We start from the raw sequence: 23143 nt of genomic DNA on the forward strand, positions 1-23143 counted from the left end.
ATGGGTGGGTCACCACTGCGGGTGGATGGTGGGACGGGGACCGCCGCGGGCGGCGATCCCCGTCCCCGTGTGTCGAGCGGGCTCGGTGGCGCGGCTTAGAAGCCGAGGCCCTCGTCCAGGGCCGTCTGCGCGGCCTCCGGCGAGTCGAACGTGGCGCTCTTGACGATGATGGTCGAGTCGACCGTCTCGCCGGCGAGAGCCTTCTTCACGGCGTCGACAGCGTCGGTGCCGAAGAAGGGGTTGTACTGCGCGACGAAGCTCAGGTCACCCTTGGCGAGGGCCTCCAGGGCGCCCTTGGTGCCGTCGATCGTGGCGATCTTGACGTCGGTGCCGGGCTTGAGGCCCGCCGCGGTGACGGCCTGCGCCGCGCCGATGCCCATCTCGTCGTTCTGGGCGAAGATGAACTGGATGTTGTTGTTGTTGGCCTTGAGGACCGTCTCGATGACGGACTTGCCCTCGTCGGTCTTCCAGTTGGCGGTCTGCGCACCGACCTTGTTCCACCCGGACTTGCCGGAGATGGCGGCGTCGAAGCCCTCGTTGCGCTCGTTGACGACGGACAGGCCGGGCACGCCCTCGAGGACGAAGTAGTTCGCTCCGCTCGGGAAGGTGGTCGCGGCCCACTCGCCCACCGACTTGGCGACCTGCGTGTTGTCGGGCGCGATGCGGGTGACGTAGAGGTCCGACGGGGCGTCGACGCCGCGGTCGAGGAGGATGACCGGGATCTCGGCCTCCTTGGCCTTCTTCAGCTCGTCCTCCCAGCCCGACGCCTCGGTCGCGGTGAGGAGGATGACGTCGACCTCGTCGTTGACGAAGGTCGAGAACGCGTCGAGCTGCGACTTCTGGTCGCTGGGGCTCGCGGCGGGGGCGTACTTGAGGTCGAAGCCGGCGTCCTTGGTGAACGCGTCCTTGATGGCCTGCTCGTTGGCGTTGCGCCAGCCGCCCTCGGGACCCACGGCGACGAAGCCGACGGTGATGGTGTCGCTGCCGGCGGCGGCGCTACCGGTGCCGGCAGGCTCCGAGCCGCCCGAGCATGCGCTCAGCCCGACGACCATCGCGCCGGCGGCTGCGACCGTGAGCAGTCCACGGAATCCGCGCTTGCTGATGTCCATTCTTTCTCCTCCTTGAGAGTCCTCCGCGACGATTGCGGAGGATGTGTGTGGTGCCCCGGGGGGCGCATGGGATGCTGCAGGACGATTGTGCGCGCTAACAATTGGCGAACACAAGCCCGGATCGCGGTTTCCGCGACTTTCGTTACCTGTTTGTTACCGCGAACACGCGCGGCACGCGGCGGGCGTCGACGGGGTCAGCGCGCGGGGGGCGCCGTGGAGGCGCGCAGGACCAGCTCGGGGGCGATCAGGGCGTGCATGGCGGTGTCGTCGCCGTCGATCGCCGCGATGATCAACCGCAGCGCGAGAGCGCCCAGCGAGGCGAAGTCCTGACGCACCGTCGTCAGCGGCGGCAGGAAGTGGCGCGCGTCGGGAAGGTCGTCGAACCCGATGACGCTGACGTCCTCCGGCACGCGCAGACCGCGCTCCACGAGCCCGTGGACCGTGCCGAGCGCCATCTGGTCGTTGGCGGCGAACACGGCCGTCGCGGCGCCCAGCTGGCGCGAGCGCCCGATCTCGTAGCCGCGGTCCGACGTCCAGTCCCCCGGGACCATCGGCCCTTCGGGCAGGCCCGCCGCCTGCAGCTCGTCGCGCCAGCCCTGCCAGCGGGCGCGGGCGTCGTACCAGTCGAGCGGGCCCGCGACGTGCGCGATGGTGCGGTGCCCCAGGCCGACGAGGTGCGCCACCGCCATCCGCGCGCCCGTGTACTGGTCGACGGCGACCGTGTGGAGGTGGGGGTCCGGCTCGGCCTTGATGACGAGGGTCGGCATGTTCGAGCTGTGCTCGCGGAAGAGCTCCAGCGCGGAGGAGCGCGGCGCGATGACGCACAGGGCGTCGATACCCTGCGCGACGAGATCGCTGATGCCGGTCGAGATGGTGGCGGCATCCTCGTCGGACGTCGAGAACACGCTCACCGAGTACGCGCTCGCGCGCGCGGCCTCCTCGATCGCACGCAGCGTGCTGTTCGGGCCCCACTGGACGGGGCTGTCCACGAGCACGCCGATGCGCATGGACCTGCTCGTCGCGAGAGCACGCGCGATCGAGCTGCGGGTGTACTGCATCTCATCGATCGCCTGCAGCACGCGCACCCGCGTGGACTCACGGATGTTCGGATGCCCGTTGAGCACCCGCGAGACCGTCATGTGTGAGACGCCGGCGTGGTTGGCGACGTCGTAGATGCTCGGTTTGGCCCATCCGCGACCGTTCTGGTCAGCCATCTGCGCCCCTCCCCTGAGAAAGCTCCGCATCGGCCACCTGCCGGCGCGACCGTTCCGATGGAGTCGTCACGCGCTCGGGAGCGGATGCCTCATCGTTTCACACTCCATCCGGAGCGCCACCGCCCGACGCGCCGCGCCGGCGCCGGGAGCGCAGCATCAGCGCCGCGCCGGCGAGCACGACGGCCACGCCGACGAGGCCGAGCTCGATCGGCGGGGTGCCGCCGGTCGCGGGAAGGGGTGTGCCGGGGGCGGGCAGCGGGGCGATCACGACGTTGACGTTCACGCCCAGGCCGTTCGGATCCGCGACCGGGTCGAGGGGGATGTCATCAGCCACGGGGGGCCTCCTGGTTCAGGTCCGCGGCCGCCGCGCGACGGCCTTCCTCGTGCGCCTGGGCGACGAGCTGATCGATCCGGCGGCGCGATCGTGTGCGCCCCCAGAACAGGGCGAAGACGAGGAGGGCGATGCCGAGGAGGACGATCGCCTGGGGGGCCGGTAGCGCCCACAGCGACGCCTCCGCCGACGTCGGCGCCACGGCGGGGGTGTCGCCGGCGATGGTCACGGCGCGGGGCACGAGCGAGACGGTGGCCGGGACGTAGACCAGCGGCCACACGCCGTCCACCACCACCCGCATCGTCCGCCGGTCACCCGGCAGCAGCTCCGTCGCCGACTCCCCCTCGGCGGGGAACGACACGGTGCGATCGCCCACCGAGACCGTGCCGGCCGCCACCAGCCGGGTGTTGCCGGCGTTGGCGACGTCGAAGGTCACGACCGCCGTCCCCGGCCGCAGCGGGTTCCAGTCGATGTCGTACGAGGCGGCGGTCGCGTCCAGTGCGGCGGCCGGAGCGATCTCGCCCGTCACCCGCGTGAGGACCCGGAAGCCGACACGGCTCTCCACCCCGACGCTCGCCCCGCCGTCGGCGCGCCGCACCGACAGGACGCTCGCCGTGATGCCCGCCGCGTGGTCGCCCGGTTCGGCGGTGGCGGGCACGGCGATCGTGAACGGGACGACGACGGTCGCACCGGCGGCGACCGTCACGCTCTCCGGGACGGATATCCAGGTCCCTGCATCCACCGAGGCCGTGCCGTCGGCGAGGATGTCGAAGCGCCCGGCGGGGGTCGTGAACCCGTCCGCCGCGGTCAGGCGGAAGGTGACCTCGGCATCCCCGACGTTGCGCACGGCGAAGTGGTCCTCGACGCTCTGGCCGGGGTCGAGACGCACGTCGACGGTGCGACGGCCGTCGGGACCGGAGGCGTCCGCCGGCACGACCGACCACCGCACGTCCGGCGCCGCGTCGTCCGCGTGCGCCGGAGTCGGCAGCAGGATGCCGCCCACGAGCGCGGCGAGCCCGAGTGCCGCGGCGGCGAGCGCCGCCGCGGCACGGGACCCCGTCCGCGTACTCACCCGCACGCCTGTGCGGCGTAGGCCGCGGTCTGCGGCGCCGCGACGTCCGACCCGCTGCGCGCGGTCACCGACACGGTGCCCGCGGTGGTCGCGGCGGCGCGCGTCGAGATGGCCCACGTGACGGTCGCCCCGGCGGCGATCGACGAGTAGGCCTTGCTGCCGAACGCGGTGGTCACGTCCGCGGAGATCGCGGCGCTCTCGAGATTCTTGGTCTGCACGGTGACGTAGACCTTACCGGCGACGCAGCGCGTCGTGGCGGACACCGAGATGCGCGGTCCGACCGCGACGGTCTGCGGCGCGACGCTCTCCAGCGTCGGGGTGATCGTCTTCATCAGGCCGTCGGGACCGAACTCCACCCGATCGATCGTCGTCTCGCGGTGCGTGCCGTCACCCGACGGCATTGCGAACCGGTGATACGCGATGTACCAGTCGTCGGTTCCCGGGACGTTGATGATGGAGCTGTGCCCGGTGCCCTTGATGCCGAGGGACAGGTCCTTCTGCAGGATCACGCCGCGGTAGGTCCACGGCCCGTTCATGCTGGTCGCGGTCGCGTAGCCCACCCGGTAGTTCTCCGAGCCGGTGTCGTCGATCGAGTAGGTCAGGTGGTACAGCCCCTGCCGGTAGTTGAAGAAGACGCCCTCCCGGAAGTCGGTCAGCCCGTTGATGCGCTGGTACGTGCCGGGCTTGATCGACACCATGTCGTCGGAGAGCTCCGCGAGCACCGGGCTCCCGTTGCCCCAGCCGAGGTAGTACTTGCCGGTGACCGGGTCGTGGAAGGCGGCCGGGTCGATCGCCTGACCCGACGTGATCGCCTCGTTGTTGAGGATCATCGCGGTGGTCTTCGCCACGAACGGCCCGGTCGGGCTGTCGGCGACGGCGACCCCGATGGTCTTGCGGTCGTACGTGGGGTTGTGCCCGGAGAAGTAGAAGTAGTACTTGCCCGCGCGCTCGATGATCGTCGGCGCCCACGCGTTCCCCGTCGCCCACGGCACGGTGCCGTTGACGCCGTCGAGGGTGAGGATCGGCTGCGCCGAGCGCTCCCAGTCGACGAGGTTCTTCGAGTTCCAGACGTAGAACGTGTTCCCGCCCCAGCCCGGCACGCCGTCGCTGGTCGCGTAGATGTAGTACGTGTCGCCGAAGACCGCGATGTTCGGGTCGGCGTAGAGCCCGGGCAGCACCGGGCTCGCGACGACGCGCGCCTCGATCGTCCAGGCCGTCGTCGCGCCCGTTCCGGTGGTCACCGTGTAGGTGACCGGCGACGACAGGTCGACCGTCGTGCCGCTGGCGGGCGACACCGTGGCGGTGGACACGGTCGTGAACGTCGGCGCGAGGTGGGTGAGGTCGGTGCCCTTGACCACCGGAAGGATGACGCGGTGCGCCGCGGCGTCGACGATCGGCGCCAGCTTCAGGGCCTCCGGCTGGGCGAGCGAGACGTCCAGCAGCCGGTCCTCGATGCCCGCGTTGGCGAGGATCTCGGTCTGCGACAGCGCGCGGTTGTAGACCCGCACGTTGTCGTAGGCGCCCTGGAAGTAGCCGTCCGCGCTGTAGAGCGATCTGCCGAGGTAGCCGACCAGATCGCTGCCGAGCTGCGACACCGTGGCGCCCAGGGCCGTGTTCTCCCCGAGCAGCGCGCCGTCGGCGTACACCCGCATCGTGCTCTTGTCGAAGACGAGGTCCAGTCGATGCCACTGCCCGGCACTCACGCTCCCCGTCACGGCCGACTCCGCGGTCCACGAGTTCTGCGTGATGGCCGTGCGCACGTCGCCGCCGCGCAGGCGCAGGAAGGCGTACCGCGTCGAGTCCGTTCCGAACGCGAACGTGAAGAAGTTGCCGCTGGATTTCTCCGACTTCACGTCGAGGGACACGGTCATCGTGTCGCGCCCGTCGAAGAAGCCGGTCGGGAAGGAGGCGTAGCCCCCGCTGGCACCCGTCAGACGCAGCACGGCGCCCCGGTCGGGGTCGTCGACGACGGCCGCCGTGCCGTGCGCGGTCAGGTCGGCGTCGCCGACCTCGTCCGCCAGTGAGCCCCCCGTGAAGGAGTACTGCGCGATGGGGCCCTGCTGCGGCTGCTCCGGCGTCGTCGCGTCGTCGCCGTACGCGGCGAGGAGGCGCGCCTCCTCGGCGGCGGACAGACGCAGCACCGAGCCGTGCCGGAACGGCTTGTCGAACGAGTACTGGTCCGCGCCGGTGCCGGCGCTCAGCTGCGTGAACGACAGGCTCGCCAGCGACGGGGTCGTCTGCGCGTAGTACCCGTTCTGGTCGCCCATGACCGCCCAGCCGCCCTGGGGCAGCGGGTAGACCGTGAGGCCCTCCATCGAGGCGCGCAGACCGTGCGCGGCGGCATCCCCGCGCTCGATGACGCGGGTCCAGGGGCCGTCGAGGCTCGTGGCGGTGTCGACGACGGTCATCCAGTCGGACGTGGAGAAGCGGTAGTAGGTGTCGCCCTCCTTCGCGATCGTCGAGTCGATGATGTTCGGACCGGACTGCCCGTCGCCCTTGTCGTTGAGGGAGGTCCAGATCACCGGCTCGGTGAAGGTCACGAAGTCGCGCGTCTTGGTCAGGTACATCCGCAGCGCCCAGTCGGACGTGCCGTTGTCGGTGCGGTCGCGCGCCGCCCAGTACACGTAGTACTCGCCGGTCGCCTCGTTGTAGGTGGCCTCGGGCGCCCAGACGCATCCGGCGTCGTCGAAGCCCGCGAACACGATGCGCTGGTCGCTCCAGGTCACGAGGTCGGTCGACTCCCAGACGACGAGGTTCTTGCTCGCGTTCAGCTGGTCCCATCCGGAGCCGCCGGCCCCGCCGCCCTCGGCGTGGAGGTCGGTGCCGATGATCCAGTACTTGTCCCCCTCCGGCGATCGCACGAGGTGGGGGTCGCGCACGCCGAGGTCTCCGGCGAGGTTGGCGAGGATGGGCTTGTCGTCGTTGAGCTTCGACCAGTGCAGACCGTCGGTGGAGTGCCCGAAGAAGATCTTCTCGTAGCCCCCGCTCGTGGCGAAGTGGGTCCACAGGTAGCCCGCGGAGTAATCGGTGTCGAGGTTCTGCGGAGCCGCGGTGACGGTGACGTCGATCGAGCGGACCGCGCTCGTGCCGGGCACCGTGGCCGTGAGGGTGACCTGGCGGGTCGTCGCGCCGCGCGTGACGACGCCGGCGGCGGCGGCGCCCTGCGCGGTGGTCGTGATGATGCCGGCCGGCGACGCCGACCAGGCGATCGTGCTGCCGTTGACCGCGCCCGCCGCGGGCAGGGTGATGTTGCCGCGGATGTCCTGCGCGTCGGGGATCGAGAGGGCGTCGAGGTCCTGCTGGGCGCGCGCCGTCGCATCGGCCGCCGCCGAGACGGTCGCCGCGAAGGCGCGGGTGGCGGATGCCGCCCCGCGCGTGATCGTCGCGGTCAGGGTGACGGCGGCGGGAGCGCTGCCCGCGGCGGGGCGGGTGACCGCGCCGGCGGGGGTGATCACGGCGGGGTCGCTGGACGCCCAGGCCACCTGCGAGCCGTTGGGCCCCGTCGTCGGCAGGGTGAGGTCCGACGTCACCGCGCCGAGGTCGCCGAGGGCGAGCGCGGCGCGGTCACGGGCGACCCGCACGTCGTCGGAGGGCGCGAGGGCGGCCGCCTCCGTCGAGGTGAGGGCGTGGTCGTAGATGCGGACGTCGCGGAGGCTCCCGGCGAGGGTGCGGTCGGCGGTGTACACGGACTTGCCGAGGACGTTCGCGGCCGTGAGGCCGCCGCCGATGGATGCCGGGGTGAGGGTCACACCGGACTGCTGGGCCACCTGCACGCCGTCGAGGTAGAGACGTGCGGTGTCGGTGGCGTCGTCCAGGGTGTAGGCGATCGTCTTCCAGACGTCGCGGGGCAGGTTCTGGCCGCTGGAGACCGTCTGCTCGGTGCTCCAGTTGCCGCTGGCGATGCTCGCGCGGTAGCCGTTGCCGCTGGAGAAGAGGTAGCCGTTGCCCACCCCGCCGGCATCCGTGTTCCCGAACCCGTAGATGAAGTAGGGCGTGCCCTGCTCACCGCGGATCAGCACGTCCGCACTGATCGTGATGGACGTGAGACCGGCCAGGAGGTTCGCCGGCAGCGCGACGTGATCGTCGACGCCGTCCAGTCGCACGCCCTCGCCCCCGGTCAGGGTCGGACCGCCCACGTAGCGGCCGTCGCGCGCATTGCCGGAGGCGTCGCGCGCGACGGTCCCGGAGGTGTCGTCCAGCGGGTAGTGGGCGACCAGTCCGGTCGCCGCGGTCGCCGGGGCCGCCAGGCCCACCACGCCCGCGACGGACATCGCGAGGGTGGTGGCGGCGGCCAGGATCCTGATTCGGGGCGTCGTGCGCGTCATTGCGTCTCCTGGGGGTGAACGGGGTGGAGCGGGGGTGAGGGGTGTCAGTCCACCTGGTCTTCCCAGAGCGTGAGGGTGATCGTGCCCGCGTAGGCGCCGGGGGTGACCGTGCTCGGGACCTTCAGGAAGAGGTCGGCGCCGGCCGTCCAGCTGCCGACGCTCGCGGCGCTCTGCGAGTCGAGGCTCAGCGCGAGCAGCTCGTTGCCGACGAGTCCGACGTTGTCGGCCGGCACGTTGGGCGTGGGGGCGTCGAGGACCGTGTTCACCTGAGCGCCCTCGCCCACTTCGCCGTCACCGGTGTCGGTGATCAGCTTCGGCGCCCAGCCGAGGTGACCGGCGTCGATGCTGTTCGTGCCGTCCGTCAGTGCGCTGGACTGGCCCGTGACGTACCAGAACACGCCCTCCGGCACGCTCTGACGGTCGTCGGTGACCGTGACGTCGGGCAGGGCGCCGTTGAACTGGCGGATGCCGGCGTCGCCCGACGGAACCTCGGTCAGCGAGGTCGAGCCCGATGCGACGCTCAGCGTGAGGGCGCCGACCGCGTCGATCTGCACGTCGACGCCGACCTCCTGGTTGCCCACCGCGTTGTCCTCGGCGGCGAAGGCGGCTCCGGCGCCGCCGATCAGCAGCAGCCCTCCGACGACACCGGCGGCGGTGCGCGCGAGCACGACGTTCTTCTTCATTGCTTGACTCCCGTTCTCAGAGCGGCCTCTGCGCCGCGCCGGATGCTGTCGGCCCGACGGTGGGCCTCGACTCCGAGAAATGTTAGCGATAACGGTTAGCGGAAACAGTAACGCTTTGATAACGCCGTCGCGGCGCGACCGACGGCCCCGACCACGCCCCCGCCTTCCCGCGGTCGGGTGCCTTGACACGCCCGCGGCCGCCGCCCTACCGTGAGCCGCGTCGGATTGTTTCCGCTAACACGCACGACCGTCCATCGGCGGTCGACCCCCTGAGCGATGGCGCCCTCCCGATCCCGCGACGCAGCCGTCGCGGGATCGGACCACCGGCTCGTCGCCGCGACCGAGAACAGCGAGGTACCCGCGCATGACGACGCGCCCGAGAGCCCGATTCCGCCTCCCCGGAGTCCCGAACCGTCCCGCCGCCGCCCGGCCGCCGATCCGCGCCGGCGCCGTCCTGACCGCCGTCGCCCTCGCGGTCGCCGGAGCGACGGTTCCCACGGCCGCCCAGGCGGATGCCGCGGCGCAGCCGATCATCCACTACTCGTTCGACGCGGCCGCCGGCACGACCGTCGCCGACGCGAGCGGCAACGGGAACGACGCCACGATCCGCCTCACCGGCGCCACGGTCGCCGACGGCGCGCTGTCGCTGCCCGGCGGCGCCCGCGCGACGGCGGCCTACCTCGAGATCCCGACCGCCGCGCTCGTGGGCAAGAAGGACCTCACCATCTCGACGTGGCTCTCCCCCCGCACCGGCGCCGCGAACACGGCCGCCGCCTTCATCGGGGCGCCGGTCGCCTCCGGCGCGTCGTACTCCTCCGGCTACTGGCTGCTCAACCCCAGCAACCCCTCCGGCTACGTCAAGTCCGTCATCACCAACGCGACCAACGCCGGGTCGCCGTGGAGCACGGAGGTCGGCGCGGGCGCGACCGGCGCCGCGACCGCGGGCGCCCGTACGCCGGCGGGGCTGAGCCTGTACACCACCGTGATCGACGGCACGAGCGGACAGCTGCGCGTGTACGTCAACGGGTCGCGCATCACCCAGAACGCCATCGCGCGCGACGTCGCCTCGTTCGGCGCCACGCTGACGGCGAGCCTCGGCCGCTCGACGTACAACGACACCAACTGGAGCGGTCTGGTCGACGACTTCGCCGTGTACGCCCAGGCGATGTCGGATGCCGACGTCCAGAGCCTCTACGCGGGCCAGGCCCTCGACCGCGCCGTCGCGGGGGTCACCGTCCCCACCACGGCGACGGCCGACTTCACCCTCCCGACGACGAGCGCCGGCGTCGCCGTCGCGTGGCAGTCGGATGCCGCGGCGATCTCCGTCTCCGGGGGATCCGCGACCGTGCGCCGGCCCGCGGGGGGCGCGGGCGACGCGCACGTGACGCTCACCGCGACCTTCACGGTGGGCACGACCACGCGCACGAAGACCTACTCCGTGACCGTGCCGCAGGAGCTGACCGACCAGCAGCGGGTGTCGCAGGACATCGCGGCCGTGCAGGTGAGCGGCCTCGACGACGTGCGCACCAACTTCTCAGTGCCGACGATCGGCGCGCAGGGCTCGACGATCACCTGGACCGTCAGCTCCGGCGCCGCCTCGGCCTCGCTCCGCGACGGCGTGCGCGCCGACGCGCGCACCGTCGTGGTCGCCCGACCGGCCGCGGGATCCGCCGCGGCCACCGTCGAGCTCACGGCCGTCGCCCGCAGCGGCGACGCCAGGGCCAGCCGCACCTTCACGGCCCGCGTGCAGCCGATGCCGGGCGGCTCGGCCACGACCGAGGCCTATTTCTGGACGTTCTTCACCGGCGAGGGTCAGGGCGCGGAGCGGGTCAGCATCGCGGCATCCAAGGGCAACGACGCGCTGAGCTGGAACACGCTCAACGGCGGGCAGCCCGTGTTCTCCTCGACGGTGGGCACGCAGGGCCTGCGCGATCCGTTCATCCTGCGGGCGCCCGGCGGCGACAAGTTCTACATGATCGCCACCGACCTCAAGATCGACGGGCTGGCCGGCGGCTTCACGACGGCGCAGATCTCCGGCTCGCGCTACATCGAGGTGTGGGAGTCGACCGACCTCGTCACCTGGTCGGCGCAGCGCCACGTGAAGGTCTCCAGCGACTTCGCCGGCAACACCTGGGCGCCCGAGGCCTACTGGGACGAGGAGCTCGACACCTTCGTGGTCTATTGGGCCTCGAACCTCTACCCGACCGCGAACGCCGCCGACCGCACCGCCGTCACCTACAACCGCATGATGTACGCCACGACCGACGACTTCGTCACCTTCTCGGAGGCGAAGCCCTGGATCGACGTGCGTCGCGGCACGGGTCTCGGCACGATCGACTCCACCGTGGCCAAGGTCGGCGACGTCTACTACCGCTTCACCAAGGACGAGGCGAGCATGACGATCCGCGAGGAGAAGTCGACGAACCTGCTGGCGACCGTCACGGGCTCGCTGCCGGGCACCTCGGGAGCCGCGGACCAGTGGACGCTCGTCCAGGAGCGCGTCGCCACGGGCCTGTCCAACGGCGAGCCGGGCGGCGTGTACTCCAGCGGCGAGGGGCCGAACGTCTTCCCCGCCAACGAGGGCGACGTGAACGGGCTGGACTGGTATCTGTTCATCGACCAGCCGAACTACCACGGCGGACCGAACCACTACGTCCCGTTCGGCACGACCGACCTCGACGGGGGCACCTGGCAGCCGCTCGGCGCGAAGCTGCGGCAGGGTCTGCCGCAGAACGCCGACGGCGGCAAGCCCCGTCACGGCACCGTCCTGCCGATCACCCGCGCCGAGTACCAGAAGGTGCTGGAGGCGTACGCCCCCGACATCGCGGTCGCCTCGGTCGCGGCGATGGACCTGTCCACCACGGCGGGCACCGCCCCGACGCTGCCGCAGGCCACGCTGACCACGCTCAGCGGCGCCCAGCGCACCGTCGACGTCGTGTGGGACGCGGTCGCCCCGTCGTCGTACGCCCAGCCGGGCACCTTCACGGTGCGCGGCGTCGCGCAGGACGACTCCCGCATGCCGGTGGAGGCCACCGTCACGGTGACGGCCGCGGCCCACGTCGCGGTGACCACCACGGCCCGCTGCGTCCTGGGCAAGGCGACGCTCGTCGTCACGACCGCGAACGAGCGCGGCGGCGACGCGACGGTCACGGTCGTGACCCCGTACGGGTCCCGCAACATCACGCTGGCCGCGGGCGCGACGTCGTCGTACGCGTTCACGACGCGTCTGACGACGATGCCGGCCGGTCAGCTGTCGGCGACGGTGACGCAGGGCGGGGCCGTGTCCCCGCTCACCGTGGCCTACGCCGCCCGCAGCTGCGGCTGACGCCGCCGCATCGTCGGTCGACGACGGGGGTCCGTTCTGTCGGGAACGGGCCCCCGTCGTCATACGCTCGAGGCATGCCTCTGGACGATGCCGCCCCCGAAACACCGGCCGACGCCGTCGACGCGGTCGTGGATGCCGTGGACCGCGCGATCGACGAGATCACCGGGGTGCCCACCGACGACGGCCGCATCGAGGTGTTCGCCGATGCCGGGGCGAGCCTGATCGCGGAGCGCCGCGGCGACCCGCAGGCCGAGCTGACGGTCGTGCTGATCCACGGGATCGGGATGGGACGGAAGGTGTTCGGCGACCTCGTGCTGCACCTGCAGGACCATGCGCTCGTCGTGGCCGTCGACCTGCCGGGCTACGGCGACGCCCCCGAGCCGCCGCGCACGCCCACGATGGAACGCATGGCGGATCTCGTCGCGGCCTACCTGCGACACCTCGACCGCGGTCCGGTGGTCCTGCTGGGCCACTCCATGGGGACGCAGGTGGCCACCGAGGTCGCCGTCCGTCACCCGGAGACCGTGGGCAGGCTCGTCCTCGTCGCGCCGACCGTCGACCGCCACCACCGGCGGGCCCTGCGCCAGCTGTGGCGCCTCGGGCGGGATCTCTGGGGCGAGAGCCCCAAGGTGCTGCTCCTCGGTGCGCGCGAGTACGTGCGGGCCGGGCCGCACCTGCGACGCAAGATGCGGGCGATGCTCGCGCACCGCCCGGAGCACGCGTTCCCCCGGATCGCCGCGCCCACCCTCGTCGTGCGCGGGGAGTTCGACGTCGTCGTGCCGGCACCGTGGTTCGACGAGGTCGTCGCCGCGATCCCCGATGCGCGCCCGTTCGTGATCGAGGGACATCGCCACGAGACGCTCATCCGCACGGCCGATCCGGCGGCATCCGAGCTGCGACGCTGGCTGTCGCAGGACTGAGCCCCGCGACCCTTCAGCCGGCGGTGTCGGCGGCCGACAGCTCCGCGATCAGACGCGCGACGACGTCCTCGTCCACGGTGAGCCCGGTCTCCGCGATGCGTCCGCGGACCGCCTTCTCCACCGTCGCGACGTTCTCGCCGAGCACGTCGGCGCGCAGTTGCGCGACCAGCCCGTCGAGCCGCTCCCCCTCCGTCGCGTCGTGCATCGCGAGCGCGGGCTCGTCCTGCGTGGCGCCCTGCGGGCCGCTCGCACCCTCGGGCCGTCCGTCACGGTCGTCGACCATGGTGTCCTCCTCCTCGCCGAGCCCACGTCGTGGCTGAGATCACTGTGCCGCCCGCCCGGCCGGCGGGCCAGGGCCTTGACGGCGCGGTCGGGCCCGCAGTAGGCCCTCAGCCGGCGCGGCGCTCGGCGAGCAGGGACCGGTGCTCGGGGTGGGCGTCGAACCAGTCGGAGACGTACCAGCAGACCGGGCTGATCGCGCGATCGCCGCGGGCGGCGACCTCGGCGACGGCGCGGGCGACGACCTCGCCGGCGTAGCCGTGGCCGCGGAAGGTCGGGACGGTGTACGCCCGCGTCATCGCGACCGTGCGGCCGTCGTCGCGGTAGTCGAGCACGCTCACGATCTGCTCGCCGTCGCGCAGGACGTACCGCGACTGCTCCGCCTCGTTCGTGAAGGACAGGTCGTCGCGTGTCTCTCCGGTCATGCCTCTACGCTACGCCGCGCCGCCGTGACGGGGGCCGGGTGCGTCGCTATCGCCGCGGAGCCTCCGGCAGCGAGCGCACCCACGCGTCGACCTCGCGCTGCCCGCGCAGCCGGACGACGGGATCGCCCGCCGCGATGCGCGCCTCCATCCGCCGGGTCATCGTCGGATGGGTGGTCCACGCCCAGCGGATGATGTTGTCCTCCGGCGCCCACTTCAGCCAGGTCCGCGGGCGCTCGCGGTTGCCGTGCCAGAGCTCTTCGCGAAGGATGCCGCGGCGCAGCGTGCGCCGGATCACCCGCGCCATCACGACCGGCCGCGAGTGGTCCACCCAGACCACGGCGTCGGCGCCGCCCGGGGTGCCGGGCTCCATCAGGTCGCCCAGGCGCGAGTTCCAGTTGCCGTCCGCGACCCACCCCTCCGGGTGCGCCGCGAGGAACGCCCGCACGCGGTCCTGGGCCTCGTCGAGGTCGCGGTACGTCCACCCCTCGTCCCAGAACACCGCGTCGAGCTCGAGCCGGGCGAGCCCCATCCGCGCGGCCACGACCTCCGCGAGCCGGGACTTGCCCGACCCCGAGGTGCCGACGACACGGATGCGATGGGGAGGGGACGCGCGCACGATCATGCACTCTGTCATATTCCGTCATCTTGCGGCGGCGGCATCCGTGCGGTTTGACACATCCGGACACCGTTCGTCATAATCAGGCGCATGACTGACAACGCACGCACTCTGTCCGCCCTGGAGGCGAACGGACATGCCGGCATCATGATGCCGCGCGTTGCCATGTGTTGCCGAATGTGCCACTGACGGTGAACCCCGCCGGGTGCGCCCGCCGACGCTGACCCACACTCTCAGCCGGCGCCACCCCCCGAGCACCGCACCGCGCACAACGCGGATGCCGGCTGTCTCGCACAGGCCCTCGCATCGGATCCGATGCGACATCTTCCTCCGGGCCCCTCGCAACACACACTCGAACCCGCTTCTCGGCCCTGCGCCCGGGTTCCGCCTCCGAAGGACATCTCCCGTGTCGAACTCCGCTCTCCTCGCCTCGCCCGCCCCCGTCCGTCACCTCCGCGCCGTCCCCGACGTCGCCGCCCGCCCTGCCGCTCCCGCTCCCGCCGCTCCGGCGACGGCCGCACCGCCGACCGGCAGCGTTCCCGTCGGCACCGCTCCGCGCGGGTTCGCGCTGTACGTCGGCATCGACGAGGCGAAGGCCGCCGCCGCCGGCGTGTCGCTGTCGACGCTCGTCGAGGCCCTGCGGCGCACGCTCGGCGAACTCGCCCCGCACGCCGAGACGTACGCGACCGTCGCCCTGGCCCCGGCCGGCGCGGGCGGCCGTGACGTCGACGTCGTCCGCCTCGCCCTGCACGAGCCCAGCGCCGTCGCGCGCACGAAGCAGGAGGAGCCGGAGGACGACCACGTCCCCGGCGGCGTCACGATCGACATCTCGCGTCGGCGCGTGCACATCGAGGGCGAGGCGGCGCAGCTGACGTTCAAGGAGTTCGAGCTGCTGCAGTACCTCGTGCTGCGCGAGGGGCGCACGATCGAGCGGGCCGAGCTCGTCTCGTCGCTGTGGAGCCACGCCGACGCCGAGGAGGCCCCCGGCGAGCGCACCATCGACGTGCACGTGCGACGGCTGCGCTCCAAGCTCGGCCGCTACGAGGACATCGTGCGAACCGTCCGCGGCATCGGCTACCGCTTCGACCGCCACGCCGACGTCGTCATCCGCTACGGCCACGGCACCCCCTCGCCCGACCGCTTCTGAGCCACGGCGCGTCCGGCGCGTCCGACCGCCCGCGGTGTCGGAGGTGGTGACGTAGGGTGTGCGCATGACGACGCGGGAGAGGATGCCGGTGCGCCCGGCACCGGTGCGCACCCGTGACCCGCGACCCGCCTCGCCGCGCCCCGTCGAAACCGAGTACCGCCCGCGCCTGCCGATCGATGCGGCGCGAGCGATCCGGCATCAGCAGCGCGGCGCGCACGATCCGTCGCAGCGGGAGCACGAGGGGGTCATCTGGCGCGCGACCCGCACGCCCGAGGGCGTCGCGACGCTCGCGCTGCGCATCGAACGCACCCGCGTGCGCGCCGCCGCGTGGGGACCGGGAGCCGCGTGGGCGCTCGCGCAGGTGCCGGCACTGTGCGGCGCCGATGACGACCCCGCCGGCTTCGAGGCGCACCACCATCCGGTCGTCGCCGAGACCCACCGCCGGCACGACGACCTGCGCCTCGGCCGCACCGATCTCGTCTTCGACGCGCTCGTCAGCGCGATCTTCGAGCAGAAGGTCACGGGCCTGCAGGCCTTCGGCGCCTGGCGGATGATCCTGACCTGGTGCGGCGAGCGCGCGCCCGGTCCCACGCCGCTGCCGATGTTCGCCCCGCCCGCCGACTGGCATCGCATCCCCAGCTGGACCTGGCATCGCGCGGGGCTCGAGCCGGCGCAGTCGCGGACGATCGTCGAGGCCGCCGCCCGGCGCGCGTCGATCGAGCGGGTCGCGACGGATGCGGCATCCGCCGATGCACCTCTCACCGCTCTGCGCGGGATCGGTCCGTGGACGAGCGCGGAGGCGCGCATCCGCGCCTTCGGCGACGCGGATGCCGTCAGCGTCGGCGACTATCATCTCGCCCACCAGGTCGGTTACGCGTTGACGGGACGCCGCGTCGACGACGACGGGATGCTGGAGCTGCTCGAGCCCTGGCGCGGGCACCGGCAGCGGGTCATCCGCCTGCTCGGGCTCAGCGGCCGGTTCGAGCCGCGGCGGGGTCCGCGCCTCGCGCCGGAGGACCATCGCGCGCGGTGACGCGGTGACGGCGATCTCCTAGGCTGACGGCATGACGCACAGAGGCTGGCCGCGCGGTCGCATCGGATGGCTGGTCGGCACGCTCGTTCTGCTGGCGGCCGGCGTGGTGTTCGGGCTGATCCTGCAGAACGTCTGGCTGGGACTGCTGCTGGCCATCATCGTCTCCATCGGCTGGCTCCTCGCCTACGAGTCATGGCGCGGTCGCACCCCGCGGCTCGACGATCCCTGGGACGACGGCGCGCAGCTCTGACCCCCTCCTTTGGCGGTGTCGACGCCCATCCGGCATAGTAGAGATTAGGTATGCCTAACCTATCTCGCGACGACGGTCGCGTCACACCGCAACCGAGGAGTTCCCTATGACCCTGCGCCGTTTCGCGGCCGCCGTGCCGCTGGCCCTGGCATCCCTGCTCGTCCTGTCCGCCTGCGCCGGCACCTCCACCGCGCCCGCGTCGTCCGCCGCGGCCGCCGCCGACTACTACCCCGTGACGGTCACCGACCTCGGCGGCAACGAGGTCACGATCGAGAGCGCGAACAGCGTCGCGATCACCGACAACCGCCTCTTCCAGCTCGCCGCCGACTGGGATCTGCCGATCACGGTCGCGCCGCGCGATCTCATGAGCCCGAACAACCCGCTGAAGGACGACGAGGACATCCTCAACATCGGCACGCACGGCGAGCCGGACTACGAGCAGATCGTCGCGGCCGGCCCCGACCTCGTCATCACGGGCTACCGCTTCGGAGGCGAGGAGACCGCGAAGGGCGTCCGCGACGCGGCCCCCGACGCGGCGATCGTCGACACCGACACCCCCGCCGGGATGTCGGCCGACGAGTACCTCGTGAAGAGCGTCACGCTCATGGGCGAGATCTTCGACCGCAAGAACGAGGCCGCCGCGCTGATCGCGCAATTCCACGACGCCGTCGCCGCCGCCACGGCCGCCTACGACCCGGCCACGACGGTGATGGGGCTGATCACGACGGGCGGCGAGATCAACTACTCCAACCCGACGGACGGGCGCGGCGCGAGCATCTTCTTCAGCCTGCTCGGGCTGACGCCCGCCCTGGATGCCGCGGGCACGCAGACCGACAAGGGCGACACCCTCTCGCTCGAGGCGCTGGCCGCCGCCGACGCCGACGTGTTCCTCGTGCTGGACCGCGACGCCGCCGTCGGCGACGGGGAGGTCACCCCGGCGCTCGATCTCATCACGGGCTCGACCGCACTGGCGAACGTCGCCGCGGTGAAGGATCGCGCGATCTACATCCTCCCGTCCGACTACTACCTGACCGAGGACGTCTTCGCCTACATCTCGGTCCTCAACGGCCTCACGACGCTCTTCGAGAGCCGCTGACGCCCCCACAGGTCGCCGCCGCGACCCCCGGCATCCCGCACGGCGGGCCGGGAGGCCGTGGCGGCGGCCACCGCTCGGAGCCGCCTCCCATGCCCGATCCCACCGCCCTGCGTCGCGTGACGAACGTCGACGCGCTCGCCACCCGGCGAGCACCCGTGCGGAGCCGGCGCCGGCGCGCCGTGACCCTCGCCGCGGGCGTCGCCGCCACGGCGGTGCTGCTGGGCGTCTCCCTCTTCGTCGGCGTCGCCGACATCACCGACCCCACCGGCGCCGACTTCCTGTGGATCACCCGCGTCCCGCGCACCGCGTCGCTCATGCTGGCGGGGGCGAGCATGGCGATGGCGGGACTCGTCATGCAGCTCATGACCCAGAACCGCTTCGTCGAGCCGACCACCGTCGGCACGACGGAGTGGGCCGGCCTCGGACTCCTGCTCGCCGCAGTGCTGGCGCCGTCGGCGGGAGTCGTGGCGAAGATGCTCGCCGCGATCGCGTGCGCGTTCGTGGGCACCCTCGTCTTCTTCGCGTTCCTGCGGCGCGTGTCGCTGAAGTCCTCCCTCATCGTCCCCATCGTCGGCATCATGTTCGGCGCCGTGATCAGCGCCGTCACGGCGTTCATCGCCATCCGCGCGGGGCTGCTGCAGATGCTCGGCGGATGGTTCCTGGGCCGCTTCACCGGCGTCGAGGCCGGTCGCTACGAGCTGCTGTGGATCGTCGTCGCCGTCGCCGCGGTCGTCGCGTTCACGGCCGACCGCTTCACCGTCGCCGGGCTCGGCAAGGAGGTGGCCACGAACGTCGGGCTGCACTACGAGCGCGTGGTGCTCATCGGCGTCGGGCTCGTCGCCATCACGACCGGCGTCGTCACCGTCGTGATCGGGATGCTCCCCTTCCTCGGCCTCATCGTGCCGAACCTGGTCTCGATGATCCGCGGCGACGACCTCCGCGAGAACCTGCCGTGGGTGTTCCTCGCGGGAATCTGGGTGGTGACGGTGTGCGACATCATCGGTCGCATCGTCATCATGCCCTTCGAGATGCCCGTCTCCCTCGTGCTCGGCGTGATCGGGCCGGTGGTGTTCATCGGGATGCTGCTGCGCACCCGGAGGACCGATGCTCGCTGACCGCGCCACCGGCCGTGCCACCGCATCCGCCCCCGCCGCGCCCCGCGCCGTCGGCGCCTACGCGAGCGCCGCGCGGCGCTCGCGCGCGCACCTGCGGACCGCCGCCCTCGTCGCCGTCGCCCTCGCGCTCACGGTGCTGCTGCTGACGTGGGACAACCGGTTCGAGCCGTTCAGCGATCGTTGGTGGCGGGTGACGTCGATGCGGACCACGACCGTCGTCGTGATCGCCCTCGTGACGTTCTGCCAGGCCCACGCCACCGTCGCGTTCCAGACGGTGACGAACAACCGCATCCTCACCCCCTCGATCATGGGGTTCGAGTCGATGTACGTGCTCATCCAGACCGCCGTCGTCTTCGTGTTCGGGACCACGTCGGTGTCGGGCCTGTCCCCGACCTGGCGCTTCGTGCTGCAGTCGGCGGCGATGGTGCTGTTCGCCGTGCTGCTGTACTCGTGGCTGCTGTCGGGACGCTTCGGCAACCTGCACGTCATGCTGCTCGTGGGCATCGTCCTCGGCACGGCCATGAGCTCGCTGTCGACCTTCCTGCAGCAGCTGCTCGATCCCAGCACCTTCGACGTGCTGCGCGCACGCCTGTTCGGCAGCATCGGCAACGCGGACACGGGGCTGCTGTGGCTCGTGGTCCCGATCTGCGCCGTCGCCGGAGGGGCGGTGCTCCTGCTGTCCCGGCGGCTCGACGTGCTCGCGCTCGGCGGCGACATCAGCACGGGTCTGGGCATCCGCCACCGGCGCCAGGTGATGCTCATGCTCACCCTGGTGGCGGTGCTGATGGCGATGAGCACGTCGCTGGTCGGGCCCATGACGTTCCTCGGCTTCCTCTCGGCGACGCTGGCCTACGCCGTCGCCGACACCCACGAGCACCGCCGGGTGCTGCCGACCGCGTGGCTGGTCGGCTACGTCATCCTGACCGGCGCCTACTTCCTGCTGCGCCACGTCTTCTCGCTCGTGGACAGCGTGACCATCGTCGTCGAGCTCATCGGCGGCATCCTGTTCCTGCTCGTCGTCTTCCGGAAGGGGCGCCTGTGATCCGTCTGGACGGTGTCGTGAAGGACTACGGAGCCACCCGCATCGGCCCCGTCTCGCTCGAACTGCCCGCGGGCGGGATCATCTCCCTCGTCGGGCCCAACGGCGCGGGCAAGTCCACGCTGCTCACGATGATGGGCCGCCTCTCGACGCCCGACACGGGGACGATCACGATCGGCGGCGTCGACGTGCACCGCACGGCGTCGAGAGAGGTCGCGCGCATCGTGTCGATCCTGCGGCAGGAGAACCATTTCGTCACGCGGCTGACCGTGCGCCAGCTCGTCGGATTCGGGCGGTTCCCACACAGCGGCGGCCGGCTGACCGCCGGCGACGAGGAGAAGATCTCCGAGGCGATCGACCTCCTCGATCTCGCCCCGCTCGAGCAGCGGTTCCTCGATCAGCTCTCCGGGGGCCAGCGCCAGCGCGCGTACGTCGCCATGGTGCTCGCGCAGGACACGCGCTACGTGCTGCTGGACGAACCGCTCAACAACCTCGACGCCGAGCACTCCGTGCGGATGATGATGCAGCTGCGTCACGCCGCCGACGCCCTCGGGACGACCATCGTGATCGTCCTGCACGACATCAACTTCGCCGCCGCCTACAGCGATCGCATCGTCGCGATGGACGACGGCGCGATCGTGGTGCACGGCACCCCCGACGAGATCATCCGGGACGATGTCCTCAGCCGCGTCTTCCGCACCCCCGTCACCGTCCTCGACGGTCCGACGGGACGATTCGCCGTCTACCACCGTCCGCCCGTCCACTGAGGAGCCCGCATGACCGCCACCCCCGCCTTCCGCCTCGAGCGTCGCCCCCTGGAGCTGCGGTTCCGCCGCGCGCATCTGACCGCGCGTCAGTGGCTGACCCCCGCCTACGTGCGCGTGCGCGTCTCCGGCGCGGACCTGCGCGGATTCGACTCCCCGGGCGCCGACGACCACCTCCGCCTCTTCTTCCCCGACGCGCCGCCGGCGTCCCTCGAGGAGCTGCGGGCGGCGCCGAGCCGCGAGTACACCCCGCTCGCGTGGGATGCCGAGGAGGGATGGCTCGACATCGAGTTCGCGCTGCACGGTGCGGAAAACGGTGCTGACAACGGTGCTGACGGCGGCGACAACGGCGTGGCCGCCGCGTGGGCGCGCGACGCGGAACCGGGCGCCGCGATCGGCGTGGGCGGCCCCCGCGGTTCGATGGTGCTCACCGGCCGGCCCGACGGCTGGCTCCTCGCCGGCGACGAGACGGCGGTGCCCGCGATGCGCCGCTTCGCGCACCTCATGGACGCCGACGCCGTCGGGCGCATCCTCGTCGAGACGTCCGACGAGGCGCACGAGCTGCCGATCTCGGCGCCGCCCGGGGTGATCGTCGAGCAGGTGCATCGCGGCGGCACGGCCGCCGGCGTCGCGCTCGCGCACCGGCTCGACGCGCTCGGGGCCGCCGACCGGCCGGCCGGCGACGTCTTCGGCTTCGTCGCCGCCGAGCAGGGGATCGTCCGCCCCGGGCGGGCGCTGCTCGTCGAGCGCTGGGGCCTGCCCGCAGACCGCATCGTCGTGAAGGGCTACTGGAAGCGCGGCGAGAGCGAGTACCACGCACCCCACTGAGCCGTCGACCGCCGCCCCGCCCCCTAACATGGGCGCATGATCGTGCGCTCCCGCCTCCTCGCCTTCGGGTATCGCGCCGTCGCGGCGCTCGTCATCGTCGTCGGCATCGCGCGGGTGTCGGGACTGTGGACCGCGTCGCCGACCTGGACGTCGTTCCTGTACTACACGGTGCTCAGCAACGTGCTGTGCCTGGCCTGGATGATCCTGTCGGCCGTCGTGACGCTGCGCGACGCGCAGCGCGAGGGCTGGACCGGAGCCTCGACGCCCTCCGCGCGCTGGGCGGCGGCGGTCATGGAGGCGATCACCGTCACGATGCTGATCTACCTCTTCGTGCTCGCCCCGTCGCTGTTCACCCAGCCGGGCGCCTATCAGCCGTTCACCCTGACCGACAACCTCGTGCACATCATCACGCCCGTCCTCGTCATCGTCGACTGGCTCCTGTTCGTCCCCAAGGGGCGACTGCGCGGCTACGACCCCCTGCTGTGGGCGCTCATCCCCTACGCCTACCTCGTGTTCGCGTTCGGCTACAGCGCCCTCGGCGGCCGCTTCGCGGGCGGCACGACGGTGCCCTACCCGTTCATGGACGTGTCCACGCACGGCGTGGGCGGCGTCGCGGTGTGGATCGTCGGCCTCACGGTCGCGCTCGTCGCCGTCGGCTATCTCTTCCTCGGGCTGGACCGGCTGCTCGCGCGCGTCGGGCCCGCCGCGGAGGCGGAGCCCGCCCGCTGAGCGACGACGCGCCTACATCTCCTCGTGGGTCTCGGGGTCGCCGTCCCACAGCCGGCCGCGTTCGAGCCCGCTGATCGCGCGGATCTCGGCATCCGTGAGCGTGAAGTCGAACACATCGGCGTTCTCCACCTGCCGCGCCGGAGTCGCGGACTTGGGGATCGGCGTCGACCCGAGCTGCGTGTGCCAGCGCAGCACGGCCTGGGTCGGGCTCACGCCGTGCGCGGCCGCGACGTCGGCGACGACCTGCTCGCTCAGCAGCTCGCTGCGCCGCGCCAGGGGGCTCCAGCTCTCCGTGCGGATGCCGTGGGCGGCGTGGAAGGCGCGGAGGGCGTCCTGGGGGAAGTAGGGGTGCATCTCCACTTGGTTCACGGCCGGCGTCACGCCCGTCTCGTCGATGAGCCGCGTGAGCATCGCCGCGGTGAAGTTCGACACACCGATCGAGCCGACCTTCCCGTCGCGGCGGAGGTCGATCATCGCGCGGAAGGTCTCGACGTAGCGATCGACGCTGGGGTTCGGCCAGTGGATGAGGTAGAGGTCGATGCGGTCGAGACCGAGACGCTCGAGCGACCCGTGCGCGCTGCGGACGGTCTCCTCGTAGCCGTGCTCGCGGCCCGGCACCTTCGTCGTGACGATGAGCTCGTCGCGGATGCCGCTGCGGCGCACGGCCTCGCCCACCTCGACCTCGTTCTGGTAGTTCACGGCCGAGTCGAGCAGGCGGTAGCCGGCTCCGATCGCCGCCTCGATCGCCGCGACGCCGTCGTCGCCGCGCAGCGTGTAAGTGCCGAAGCCGAGCTCCGGGAAGGCGGTGCCGTCGTTCAGGGAGACCGTGGGGATCGTGACCAT

General features: G+C 71.9%; 21 protein-coding genes. 11 read left to right on the forward strand and 10 right to left on the reverse strand.

The genetic code is table 11. The annotated features are described in order from the left end of the window. Positions 1-95 precede the first annotated feature (95 nt). The 6 genes from MHO01S_RS05820 to MHO01S_RS05845 form a co-directional block, all read right to left on the reverse strand. Complete coding sequence (locus MHO01S_RS05820; RefSeq protein WP_060959384.1) at positions 96-1109, reverse strand: ABC transporter substrate-binding protein; 1014 nt, start codon at positions 1107-1109, stop codon at positions 96-98. 194 nt (positions 1110-1303) lie between these two features. After that, positions 1304-2323, reverse strand: a complete 1020-nt coding sequence (locus tag MHO01S_RS05825; RefSeq protein ID WP_060959383.1) for a LacI family DNA-binding transcriptional regulator — start codon at positions 2321-2323, stop codon at positions 1304-1306. A 97-nt stretch (positions 2324-2420) separates the two neighbouring features. Further along, positions 2421-2657, reverse strand: a complete 237-nt coding sequence (locus MHO01S_RS05830; RefSeq protein ID WP_061781976.1) for an LAVTG motif-containing sortase-dependent surface protein — start codon at positions 2655-2657, stop codon at positions 2421-2423. Continuing rightward, entirely contained in the window at positions 2650-3726 is a 1077-nt protein-coding gene (locus MHO01S_RS05835; protein WP_223849507.1) for a WxL protein peptidoglycan domain-containing protein, read from the reverse strand. Before MHO01S_RS05835 ends, MHO01S_RS05830 begins: the two co-directional genes overlap by 8 nt. Beyond that, the gene (locus MHO01S_RS05840; protein ID WP_061781977.1) at positions 3723-8051 is read right to left on the reverse strand and encodes a family 43 glycosylhydrolase; all 4329 of its coding nucleotides are present in this window, start codon (positions 8049-8051) and stop codon (positions 3723-3725) included. The genes MHO01S_RS05835 and MHO01S_RS05840 overlap by 4 nt, the downstream gene beginning before the upstream one ends. Before the next feature lie 44 nt (positions 8052-8095). Continuing rightward, complete coding sequence (locus MHO01S_RS05845; RefSeq protein WP_060959379.1) at positions 8096-8734, reverse strand: hypothetical protein; 639 nt, start codon at positions 8732-8734, stop codon at positions 8096-8098. A 364-nt stretch (positions 8735-9098) separates the two neighbouring features. Here MHO01S_RS05845 and MHO01S_RS05850 point away from each other — a divergent pair, with 364 nt between their 5' ends. Further along, positions 9099-12059 (forward strand): immunoglobulin-like domain-containing protein, encoded by a 2961-nt coding sequence (locus tag MHO01S_RS05850; RefSeq protein ID WP_061781978.1) that lies wholly within the window; start codon positions 9099-9101, stop codon positions 12057-12059. 74 nt (positions 12060-12133) lie between these two features. Next, entirely contained in the window at positions 12134-12979 is an 846-nt protein-coding gene (locus MHO01S_RS05855) for an alpha/beta fold hydrolase (protein ID WP_061781979.1), read from the forward strand. A gap of 13 nt (positions 12980-12992) precedes the next feature. Here the strand turns inward: MHO01S_RS05855 and MHO01S_RS05860 are convergent, their stop codons facing one another. The 3 genes from MHO01S_RS05860 to MHO01S_RS05870 all read right to left on the reverse strand — a co-directional run bounded on the left by MHO01S_RS05860 (position 12993) and on the right by MHO01S_RS05870 (position 14305). Further along, positions 12993-13262 (reverse strand): hypothetical protein, encoded by a 270-nt coding sequence (locus MHO01S_RS05860; RefSeq protein WP_060959376.1) that lies wholly within the window; start codon positions 13260-13262, stop codon positions 12993-12995. A 106-nt stretch (positions 13263-13368) separates the two neighbouring features. Then, a complete protein-coding gene (locus MHO01S_RS05865) occupies positions 13369-13683 on the reverse strand; it encodes a GNAT family N-acetyltransferase (protein ID WP_060959375.1) in 315 nt (104 codons plus the stop codon). A 46-nt stretch (positions 13684-13729) separates the two neighbouring features. Further along, positions 13730-14305: a P-loop NTPase family protein gene (locus tag MHO01S_RS05870; protein ID WP_060959374.1), complete on the reverse strand. Its 576-nt coding sequence runs from the start codon at positions 14303-14305 to the stop codon at positions 13730-13732. 400 nt (positions 14306-14705) lie between these two features. Between MHO01S_RS05870 and MHO01S_RS05875 the strand changes: the two genes are divergently transcribed. The 9 genes from MHO01S_RS05875 to MHO01S_RS05915 all read left to right on the forward strand — a co-directional run bounded on the left by MHO01S_RS05875 (position 14706) and on the right by MHO01S_RS05915 (position 22300). Next, complete coding sequence (locus tag MHO01S_RS05875; RefSeq protein ID WP_061781980.1) at positions 14706-15446, forward strand: winged helix-turn-helix domain-containing protein; 741 nt, start codon at positions 14706-14708, stop codon at positions 15444-15446. 64 nt (positions 15447-15510) lie between these two features. Further along, the gene (locus MHO01S_RS05880) at positions 15511-16479 is read left to right on the forward strand and encodes a DNA-3-methyladenine glycosylase family protein (RefSeq protein ID WP_061781981.1); all 969 of its coding nucleotides are present in this window, start codon (positions 15511-15513) and stop codon (positions 16477-16479) included. 31 nt (positions 16480-16510) lie between these two features. Then, positions 16511-16729 carry a hypothetical protein gene (locus tag MHO01S_RS05885; RefSeq protein WP_060959372.1) on the forward strand — a complete coding sequence of 73 codons (219 nt, stop codon included), beginning with the start codon at positions 16511-16513 and terminating at the stop codon, positions 16727-16729. Positions 16730-16835: 106 nt separating this feature from the next. After that, positions 16836-17825, forward strand: coding sequence for an ABC transporter substrate-binding protein (locus MHO01S_RS05890; protein ID WP_060959371.1), 990 nt, complete (start codon positions 16836-16838; stop codon positions 17823-17825). Positions 17826-17914: 89 nt separating this feature from the next. Further along, a complete protein-coding gene (locus tag MHO01S_RS05895; RefSeq protein ID WP_061781982.1) occupies positions 17915-18940 on the forward strand; it encodes an ABC transporter permease in 1026 nt (341 codons plus the stop codon). Next, complete coding sequence (locus MHO01S_RS05900; protein ID WP_061781983.1) at positions 18930-19982, forward strand: iron chelate uptake ABC transporter family permease subunit; 1053 nt, start codon at positions 18930-18932, stop codon at positions 19980-19982. The genes MHO01S_RS05895 and MHO01S_RS05900 overlap by 11 nt, the downstream gene beginning before the upstream one ends. After that, positions 19979-20746 carry an iron ABC transporter ATP-binding protein gene (locus MHO01S_RS05905; protein ID WP_060959070.1) on the forward strand — a complete coding sequence of 256 codons (768 nt, stop codon included), beginning with the start codon at positions 19979-19981 and terminating at the stop codon, positions 20744-20746. The genes MHO01S_RS05900 and MHO01S_RS05905 overlap by 4 nt, the downstream gene beginning before the upstream one ends. 9 nt (positions 20747-20755) lie before the next feature. Continuing rightward, complete coding sequence (locus MHO01S_RS05910) at positions 20756-21571, forward strand: siderophore-interacting protein (protein ID WP_060959069.1); 816 nt, start codon at positions 20756-20758, stop codon at positions 21569-21571. Positions 21572-21607: 36 nt separating this feature from the next. Next, entirely contained in the window at positions 21608-22300 is a 693-nt protein-coding gene (locus MHO01S_RS05915) for a Pr6Pr family membrane protein (protein WP_060959068.1), read from the forward strand. 12 nt (positions 22301-22312) lie between these two features. On the opposite strand, the gene MHO01S_RS05920 is transcribed toward MHO01S_RS05915, so the two are convergent. Further along, positions 22313-23143, reverse strand: coding sequence for an aldo/keto reductase (locus MHO01S_RS05920; RefSeq protein ID WP_061781984.1), 831 nt, complete (start codon positions 23141-23143; stop codon positions 22313-22315).

It is taken from the genome of Microbacterium hominis NBRC 15708 (assembly GCF_001592125.1).
Taxonomy (GTDB): domain Bacteria; phylum Actinomycetota; class Actinomycetes; order Actinomycetales; family Microbacteriaceae; genus Microbacterium; species Microbacterium hominis.

Coding starts and splice junctions, on each gene's coding strand:
- MHO01S_RS05820 (WP_060959384.1), bottom strand. CDS start 1,109: ATGGACATCAGCAAGCGCGGATTCCGTGGACTGCTCACGGTCGCAGCC.
- MHO01S_RS05825 (WP_060959383.1), bottom strand. CDS start 2,323: ATGGCTGACCAGAACGGTCGCGGATGGGCCAAACCGAGCATCTACGAC.
- MHO01S_RS05840 (WP_061781977.1), bottom strand. CDS start 8,051: ATGACGCGCACGACGCCCCGAATCAGGATCCTGGCCGCCGCCACCACC.
- MHO01S_RS05845 (WP_060959379.1), bottom strand. CDS start 8,734: ATGAAGAAGAACGTCGTGCTCGCGCGCACCGCCGCCGGTGTCGTCGGA.
- MHO01S_RS05850 (WP_061781978.1), top strand. CDS start 9,099: ATGACGACGCGCCCGAGAGCCCGATTCCGCCTCCCCGGAGTCCCGAAC.
- MHO01S_RS05855 (WP_061781979.1), top strand. CDS start 12,134: ATGCCTCTGGACGATGCCGCCCCCGAAACACCGGCCGACGCCGTCGAC.
- MHO01S_RS05860 (WP_060959376.1), bottom strand. CDS start 13,262: ATGGTCGACGACCGTGACGGACGGCCCGAGGGTGCGAGCGGCCCGCAG.
- MHO01S_RS05865 (WP_060959375.1), bottom strand. CDS start 13,683: ATGACCGGAGAGACACGCGACGACCTGTCCTTCACGAACGAGGCGGAG.
- MHO01S_RS05870 (WP_060959374.1), bottom strand. CDS start 14,305: ATGATCGTGCGCGCGTCCCCTCCCCATCGCATCCGTGTCGTCGGCACC.
- MHO01S_RS05880 (WP_061781981.1), top strand. CDS start 15,511: ATGACGACGCGGGAGAGGATGCCGGTGCGCCCGGCACCGGTGCGCACC.
- MHO01S_RS05885 (WP_060959372.1), top strand. CDS start 16,511: ATGACGCACAGAGGCTGGCCGCGCGGTCGCATCGGATGGCTGGTCGGC.
- MHO01S_RS05890 (WP_060959371.1), top strand. CDS start 16,836: ATGACCCTGCGCCGTTTCGCGGCCGCCGTGCCGCTGGCCCTGGCATCC.
- MHO01S_RS05895 (WP_061781982.1), top strand. CDS start 17,915: ATGCCCGATCCCACCGCCCTGCGTCGCGTGACGAACGTCGACGCGCTC.
- MHO01S_RS05900 (WP_061781983.1), top strand. CDS start 18,930: ATGCTCGCTGACCGCGCCACCGGCCGTGCCACCGCATCCGCCCCCGCC.
- MHO01S_RS05910 (WP_060959069.1), top strand. CDS start 20,756: ATGACCGCCACCCCCGCCTTCCGCCTCGAGCGTCGCCCCCTGGAGCTG.
- MHO01S_RS05915 (WP_060959068.1), top strand. CDS start 21,608: ATGATCGTGCGCTCCCGCCTCCTCGCCTTCGGGTATCGCGCCGTCGCG.
- MHO01S_RS05920 (WP_061781984.1), bottom strand. CDS start 23,143: ATGGTCACGATCCCCACGGTCTCCCTGAACGACGGCACCGCCTTCCCG.